This window comes from Dolichospermum circinale AWQC310F (assembly GCF_000426925.1).
Classification (GTDB): Bacteria; Cyanobacteriota; Cyanobacteriia; order Cyanobacteriales; family Nostocaceae; genus Dolichospermum; species Dolichospermum circinale.
On record NZ_KE384665.1, the window covers coordinates 81,217 to 88,531 of the forward strand.

6 protein-coding genes are annotated in these 7,315 nt (G+C 36.2%); 3 read left to right on the forward strand and 3 right to left on the reverse strand.

The window, feature by feature from the left end; all coding sequences use genetic code 11:
• A partial coding sequence (locus ACIR310F_RS24015; protein ID WP_035367540.1) for an element excision factor XisI family protein occupies positions 1 to 156 on the forward strand: 156 nt, incomplete at its 5' end.
• Between the two features lie 468 nt (positions 157 to 624).
• Here ACIR310F_RS24015 and ACIR310F_RS0103075 read toward each other — a convergent pair.
• Positions 625 to 1,503, reverse strand: a complete 879-nt coding sequence (locus ACIR310F_RS0103075) for a succinate--CoA ligase subunit alpha (protein ID WP_028082550.1) — start codon at positions 1,501 to 1,503, stop codon at positions 625 to 627.
• A gap of 158 nt (positions 1,504 to 1,661) precedes the next feature.
• Positions 1,662 to 2,915, reverse strand: coding sequence for a succinate--CoA ligase subunit beta (locus ACIR310F_RS0103080; protein ID WP_028082551.1), 1,254 nt, complete (start codon positions 2,913 to 2,915; stop codon positions 1,662 to 1,664).
• A 335-nt stretch (positions 2,916 to 3,250) separates the two neighbouring features.
• Here ACIR310F_RS0103080 and ACIR310F_RS0103085 point away from each other — a divergent pair, with 335 nt between their 5' ends.
• Positions 3,251 to 4,798, forward strand: coding sequence for a hypothetical protein (locus ACIR310F_RS0103085; protein WP_028082552.1), 1,548 nt, complete (start codon positions 3,251 to 3,253; stop codon positions 4,796 to 4,798).
• Between the two features lie 52 nt (positions 4,799 to 4,850).
• Here ACIR310F_RS0103085 and ACIR310F_RS0103090 read toward each other — a convergent pair whose 3' ends face one another.
• A complete protein-coding gene (locus ACIR310F_RS0103090; RefSeq protein ID WP_028082553.1) occupies positions 4,851 to 5,717 on the reverse strand; it encodes a shikimate dehydrogenase in 867 nt (288 codons plus the stop codon).
• Positions 5,718 to 5,936: 219 nt separating this feature from the next.
• Between ACIR310F_RS0103090 and ACIR310F_RS0103095 the strand changes: the two genes are divergently transcribed.
• Positions 5,937 to 6,839, forward strand: coding sequence for an alpha/beta fold hydrolase (locus tag ACIR310F_RS0103095; protein WP_028082554.1), 903 nt, complete (start codon positions 5,937 to 5,939; stop codon positions 6,837 to 6,839).
• The last annotated feature ends 476 nt before the right edge of the window (positions 6,840 to 7,315 follow it).

The window sequence follows — 7,315 nt, forward strand, 5'->3', positions numbered from 1 at the left end:
ATAGATATTAGAGATGGAAAAATTTGGATTCAGAGAGATTTTACAGAAGAAGGGGTAGCTAGTGAGTTGGTAGAATTAGGAGTACCAAAAACGGATATTGTTTTAGGTTTTAAGCCACCTTATATGAGACAGTTTACTGATTTTGCATCGGTTTAGATGTTTTATTCAATTTTTATAACTTGATAATAGATTGATTTTTGAGGGATAGGCTTTTTGCTTATCCCTTTTTTTATAATTTATTGGTGTTACTTTAGTACAAATAAAACATCAGCATAGCTTTGGTATTGATTGTTATTAAAAGACCAATTTAATAACAGTGTAGGTAATTTTTCTAAAAATATCAATTTTATATTATCTTCATTTCCAGGTTTTTGATAGATTAAAACGAAATCATTTTTTAACCCCCCCTTTTCTGTTGTCTTGTATTACTGAACTAGCTGAATAGTTCATAGGAAATAATCCTCGAAATTGTAATTGATTATCAGATGGTATTACCTCTTTTAAAAACTGCCAACTATCAGCATCTCTAGCATTAAAAAAGAGAGATTGCGCGAAACAAAAACCTTGTTTCGTTTACCAGCAAAATCGCTGTAAGTTGTGTTTCTGTGTGCGATCGCTTGTTAGTTAAATTTGCTTTTTCAGTAATTCAGGAATTTGAGATGGACTATCGGCCAGAGGAATTTTTAGCGACTTAAAAGCAGCCAATTTACTTTCTACCGTGCCAAAATTAGCAGAACGTCCAATTACAGTGGCTAAAGTTCCTGTTTGTTGCCAATTTTGTGTGGGTGGTGCGTGTCTACCGGCAATATAGGCAACTACAGGTTTATCAATTGTTTCAGCAATATATTTTGCGGCTGCTTCTTCACTGCCTCCACCAGGTTGGCCAATTAAAACAATGGCTGCTGTGGTGTCATCTTCATCGAGAATTTGTAACCATTGCAGAAATGAAGAACCGACAATAGTATCACTGCCAATGCTAACACTAATTGACTGACCCAAACCCACCTTTGTTAATTCCCAAGCGACTTCATAGGTGAGGGTACTACTGCGGCTGACGATTCCCACAGGACCTGGGATATAAAATTCACGTTCGTGAGTACCGAGAAGAATTTTTCCAGGGACGATAATTCCCGGACTATTTGGACCGATGATTAAGGTTTCACCTGCTTCTGTTTTCCGAAGTAATTGCACCATATCTAGGGGTGGTACACCAGCAGTGATAATAATAATTTGGGGGATATTAGACGCTATTGCTTCTAATGCTGCATCCAGAACTTGATCAGGTTGAACACAAATAATTGTTGTATCAATCTGTCCAAATTTGGCAACAACCTCCTCAACTAAATCAAATACGGGTAGATTATATATTTGCTGTCCACCATGTCCAGGATTGACACCAGCTAACAAATTTGTACCGTAAGCTTGCATTTGAGCAATATGATTTGCTGAGATAAATTCACAAAATCCCTGGATTAAAACTTTACTTTCTGGTGTTAAGTTCATAATTTGTTAGTAGGTAATTTAATTGGCGAGTGTTCATTTATAAAAATCGTTCATCCTCAGATCCCCGACTGCAACAGCAGGGCGTTTTCATTTATGAATACAATAAATTAAAGAAGTTGGGAATCTGATGACATCACCTGAATGCTGATCTTCAATTTTTATTTTTTAACTTTTACTTCCCTGCTTTTCTTTTTATCTTCAGGTAATTTAACTAAACGAACTGCTTGTTTAACTGCTTCGTCTAAATCCTCTGCCAAGATAAGTGATTGATTGGTGTTTTTTAATGTGGCTATATATTCTCTAAGATCATTAAATTGAGATCCAACTAAACGGAAAACTAAATGGGGTAAATTCACCTGATTTTGAATTTTATTATTAGTAATTAGGATCTCAGATGTGATTTCACTCCTGTTTAATTGCAGAAAATTACCCATAATTTCGGGAAGTTTGTCAACTTGAGGAATAGTTCCTAAAAAGTTGATTAAAATAACTTGAATACTTTGATCTTCGGACAAAGTTTTCAAACTACTGATCAAGCGATCGCTAAAAGTTGTCAATTTAGTATCACTCATAAATGAATGACGCAAATTGACACATTTACCAGGTTTACCACCTGCATAAACAACCGCATCCAATGTTGTAAATATAGAACCTTTGCCGTTACCTAAGATACCGATTTTACCTGGCATTTCTAAGCTATCCCAACTACCTAAAAAGTCGTTCTTTTTTTGATTACCATGACGACGACCGACCATTTTTGCGGCCATTTCGGCTATTTCGGGATGACGGTTAATAGCTCTTTCATTGACCCTAATTTTACCATTGAGAGCCATAACTTGACCGGTTGAGTTCACACCCAAAGGATTAATTTCTACCAAGTCCAAATCTTTCTGGATAAATAACTGGTACAGTTTCTCAACAATATTGCTTACAGACTGCATCAAAGTACCCCGTAAACCCATTTTCAAAGCCAGTCTTCGAGCGTAAAATGGAGAAAATTCTTGTTCGACAACTACGTGCTGGAATTTTTCTCCTGTTGTTTCCCAGTCAATATTTGCTTCCGTACAACCCAATAAAACGGGACGACACAGCGCAGTATCCAAAACTACAGCAAGATAAAACTCCTCTTGAGCATCATACTTTGATTCTGCCAATAAGACTTCTGGAAATTGTCCCCAAATTGGTAAATTAAATATATTTTGTGCCGCAGCTATGGCATCAATTGTTGTTTCTACGATTCTCACCCCTCCAGCTTTTTCCCTTTCCCCTCCTTGTACTTGGGACTTGAGTACAATGGGGTAAGGGATTTTCAACCGTTTTAAGTCTGTGGGATGATCTATTCTTTGGGACGGTAGGACGGGAATCCCAATTTTACCAAACCATTCTTTAACTTGATACTCTAATAAGTCCATTGAAACACACCTTGTATTGATAACTCCAACGCTATGCACTCTTGAGAAGATCTAAATATTGTCAATGATCCTGAAGATTATGGAATTTGGCTGTGGTTAACTGAAAATTTTTTTGCCATTGTCTAATTTATAATCTAATTGTATAAAAAAAGTATAAGACTTCACGCGAAACTCTTGGCGGTGTTTTTCGTCAATAATTCAATATTGGTTAAAAAATGATTGTCTTGGCTTCGAAATCAGGGTTTGCATCTAGCTACGAATTTTCCTCATTTGTGTGTCAATCTCCAGTCTATTTAATCATCAAAACTATACGGAAAAAGTGACGGTAACGCTTCATGAACATTACAGTTGAACAACAAGAACTACTACTTTTAGGCGATATTTTGCAAAAAAGATTAGCAGCAAAAGTGACTGATATTCGGGATTTTCAGGTAAAATGCGCCATCAAAAATGATTTATTGATGATTCTCACTGAACACCGTCCAAATGTGACTATTGACACTCAGCAAGTTTTTGAGGTCTTGGCACAAACATTACAATCCCAATTCAACTACAAAACTCAACATATCCAACTTTTCTTGAGAGTTTTTGGGGACAAGTTTCCCTATGCTAAATATTTCCTAGATTCTCCCATGCCGACAACGGAGGAAGAAATTTCCTTAACCCAACCTATTCCTGATTCATTTGTCTCCAGTCCCGAAGCCCGCTTTTTTAACTATTCCTCACCAGATTCAATTTTACAGAATCTATCTGAGGATGAAGATGAATCCCAGGAAATTACCCAAGGGTCTTATCCTTTTGTTCATATCCCAGAACAACCGGAAAAAAGACATTTATTACGATCATTTCCGCCTGCGTCTATAATTGGTACTACTGTATTTATCGTCTTCCTTTACCTGAGTGGTACTTTTGTTCTCCATCGTGGTTGTGTAATTTTGGAGTGTAAAGAACTGCAAACAGCCAAAAAATTTAAAGGTGAATATCAGCAACAGATCAAAAGTACCAAAACCGATTTAGAGTTATTAGCAATACAACAAAAACTAGACGAAGTAGTAGCAGATTTACAAAAAATACCTCAATGGTCTCCCCGTTATCGAGAATCTCAGGAATTAGTTACTAATTTTTCTCAAAAGTCGTTAAAAATTAACCAGGTGCTACTGGCTTTACGGACGGCAATATCTGTAGAAAAAAGAAATTTAGATCCCGCTAAAAGTTGGGCTGAATTACGTAATAGACAAAATTTGTTGAGACAGGCAATCACTCGACTAAATACCGTTAAACATGAAAGTGAATTTCATCAATTAGTACAAGGTAATTTACCAAGGTATGAAAATAGTTTAAACACTATTACCCAGCAGTTAATTAGAGAAGAAACATGGCTGAAAAAAATTGCTAGTGCTAAAACTTTGGGGGACGCAGCTATCAAAGGTCAAGCTACTGCTAAATCTGTTACTGATTGGCAACAGGTAAAATTTAATTTACGGACAGCAATTAATACCTTAACAACTATTCCCGAAGATAGTTTTGGGTTTCAAGACGCGAGTAAACTTTTAGCAGCCTATCAATCAAAAATAATTGTAGCAGATGACAATGCCAAAAAAGAAAAATTATTAACAATGTCCTCTCAACAAGTTGTCACGTTCATGAATCAAGTTAAGGCTGATCTTAATAAAACCTGTAGTAGTGACATTAAGATTTGTACTTTTGCCGTCGCCAAGGATAAAATTGATATTCGCCTGACTATGGAATATCAAAGGCTATTACAAGCTAATAATCCCACAATGCAGCTTCACTTCCAAAGTTTGCAAAATGCTCTCAAGGTCATTAGTCAAAAATATCAACTTCCTGTATCTATTAATAATTCTCAGGTACAGGAACAGTAGAAGAAGCAGGGAAAGAGGGAGTCAAATCTCAAATCTCAGATTATGTGACTCCTTAAATTCCCAAGTGATTTTGTAATGCTTGACGCATTTGCGTCACGGGAACTGTTTCTTTTTGTAACCAGATTTTTAAGGCTGCTGCACCTTGTTGTACGAGCATTTCTAAACCATCAATAGTTACTATCCCTTGTTTTTGGGCTAGGTGCAAAAATTTTGTTGGTTTAGGGATATATATTAAATCATAGGCGATGGCATCACCAGGTAAATAACCCATTTCTTGACTACTCAGTGGTGATTGTTCAACATGGGGATACATTCCTATGGGGGTTGTATTTACTAACAGGTTAGCTTGGTGAAGTAAATTTGATAACTCTGTCCATTCATGAACCTGGAATTTATCTGCAAAGGGTGAATTTTGCCAACTTTGCTCAAATACTTGTAATTTCTGTAAATTCCGCCCCACAACGTGAATTTCGGCTAAACCAAGTTGAATACAACCAGCAACAACAGCCCTCGCAGCACCACCATTCCCTAAAATTACCGCTTTTTTCTGACTCCAATCTTGATGATATGTTGTTTGTAAAGGAGCGATAAATCCTTCTACGTCTGTATTTGTACCCAACCATTTACTACCTTTATTCACAACGGTATTTACAGCACCAATAGCTTGAGCAATAGGGGAAATTTCCGATAATAAAGGTAATATTGCTTGCTTATGAGGAATTGTGATACTAAAGCCTACAACACCAATACTAGCAAAACCTGCGATCGCTGTTGCTAAATTTTCTGGGGCAACGGGAAAAGGTAAATATACATAATCTAATCCCAGTTTAGTCAAGGCGGCATTGTGCATCAATGGTGACAGAGAATGTTCTACAGGGTGTCCAATTACTCCCAAAATTTTAGTTTTTCCGGTAATCATTTGTATTAGTTGTTGGTTGTACATTTAAAAGGTGGTTAGAAACCGCATTTCCCGGTATGATGAACTACAGATATTAATGATAAAACTCTTGTGGTGCGGGCATCTTGCCTGCACAAAGTGTACCTCACTCAAGCTGAACTTGCTGTAAATAATTTAATTTACATAATTTAATTTACATAATTTACAATTGTTCACAGTAACTTAATATTTCTTGGCAATATGCAAACAAGTATCGCTCCTTTGACAAATCCAATTCCTGGTCAATACTGGCAATGGCGTGGACACAAAGTGTATTATGTACAAGCAGGAGAACCGCAAGTGCAACGTCCACCCTTACTATTAGTACATGGTTTTGGTGCGTCCACAGACCATTGGCGTAAGAATATCACAGAATTGAGTGCAGACTTCCAAGTATTTGCCATTGACCTATTAGGATTCGGACGTTCAGCAAAACCCAAGTTACAGTATAGCGCCGATTTGTGGCGGGATCAACTCCATGATTTTATCAGTGAAGTTATTGGTCAAAAAACAATTTTAGTAGGTAACTCCTTGGGAGGATATGCTTGTTTATGCGTTGCTTCTCAACGTTGTGATAGTGCTGCGGGTGTAGTATTACTTAATAGTGCAGGTCCTTTTTCCCAAGTAGAAAATCAAATTCAACCTGCTGCAAATCCCCTCAAAAAACTTTTAGGAAACGCTATTAAATGGTGTTTTAAACAACGGTTAGCACAGTCTTTGTTATTTGAATATACGCGGCAAAAATGGGTAATTCGGAGAACATTGGAAAAAGTTTATCTTGACAAAAATGCAGTCACAGATCAATTAGTCGCAGAAATTCAACGTCCTGCTTATGATCCAGGGGCTTTAGATGTATTCATTTCTGTTTTTAGCACTCCTCAAGGTGAGAAAGTTGATGTTCTACTCAAACAATTAAATTGTCCTTTATTGTTATTATGGGGAGAAGCAGATCCTTGGATGAAAGCGAGAGAACGTTCTCAGAAATTCCATGAATATTATCCCCAATTAACAGAATATTTTCTCATAGCTGGTCATTGTCCCCATGATGAAATCCCTGAACAAGTGAATTTACATTTACGTAATTGGGTAATTAGTTTGAATTAAATTTGCATTAAAATTAGGATGGGTGGGCATCTTGTCCACCCCACAATATTTTTAATATACAGCAAGTTCAGCTTGAGTGAGGTACACCTTGTGCGGGCATCTTGCCCGCACCACAAGAGTTTTATTATTAATATCTGTACTTCATAATATCGGGAACTGCTGTATTAAAATATTTTTATTTTTACTTTAATTTTAAAAATTGACATCTTCTTGAAGATATATTTCTTTAGTTATAAATTGGTAATAGCAAGTTTTAATTTTAATTTGAATTAAAATTTTAATAATTACCTCTTTAGACTCAGGTATATAAATTGAAAAAGCTTAACACTAAGAATATCAACCATCTTCATAATCTTCATAAAATTAAAATTCTAGATATAATGACACAATCTGTAGAGACAAAACCACAAATTCAGGAATTGCGTAAACTACTAGAAGGTATTGAATGTGGAATGTTAACCACAATTGATGATCAT

Bases quoted from the DNA above. Each gene is read 5' to 3' on its own strand.
- ACIR310F_RS0103075 (WP_028082550.1), bottom strand. From the start codon at position 1,503: ATGAACTTAACACCAGAAAGTAAAGTTTTAATCCAGGGATTTTGTGAA.
- ACIR310F_RS0103095 (WP_028082554.1), top strand. From the start codon at position 5,937: ATGCAAACAAGTATCGCTCCTTTGACAAATCCAATTCCTGGTCAATAC.
- ACIR310F_RS0103080 (WP_028082551.1), bottom strand. From the start codon at position 2,915: ATGGACTTATTAGAGTATCAAGTTAAAGAATGGTTTGGTAAAATTGGG.
- ACIR310F_RS0103085 (WP_028082552.1), top strand. From the start codon at position 3,251: ATGAACATTACAGTTGAACAACAAGAACTACTACTTTTAGGCGATATT.
- ACIR310F_RS0103090 (WP_028082553.1), bottom strand. From the start codon at position 5,717: ATGATTACCGGAAAAACTAAAATTTTGGGAGTAATTGGACACCCTGTA.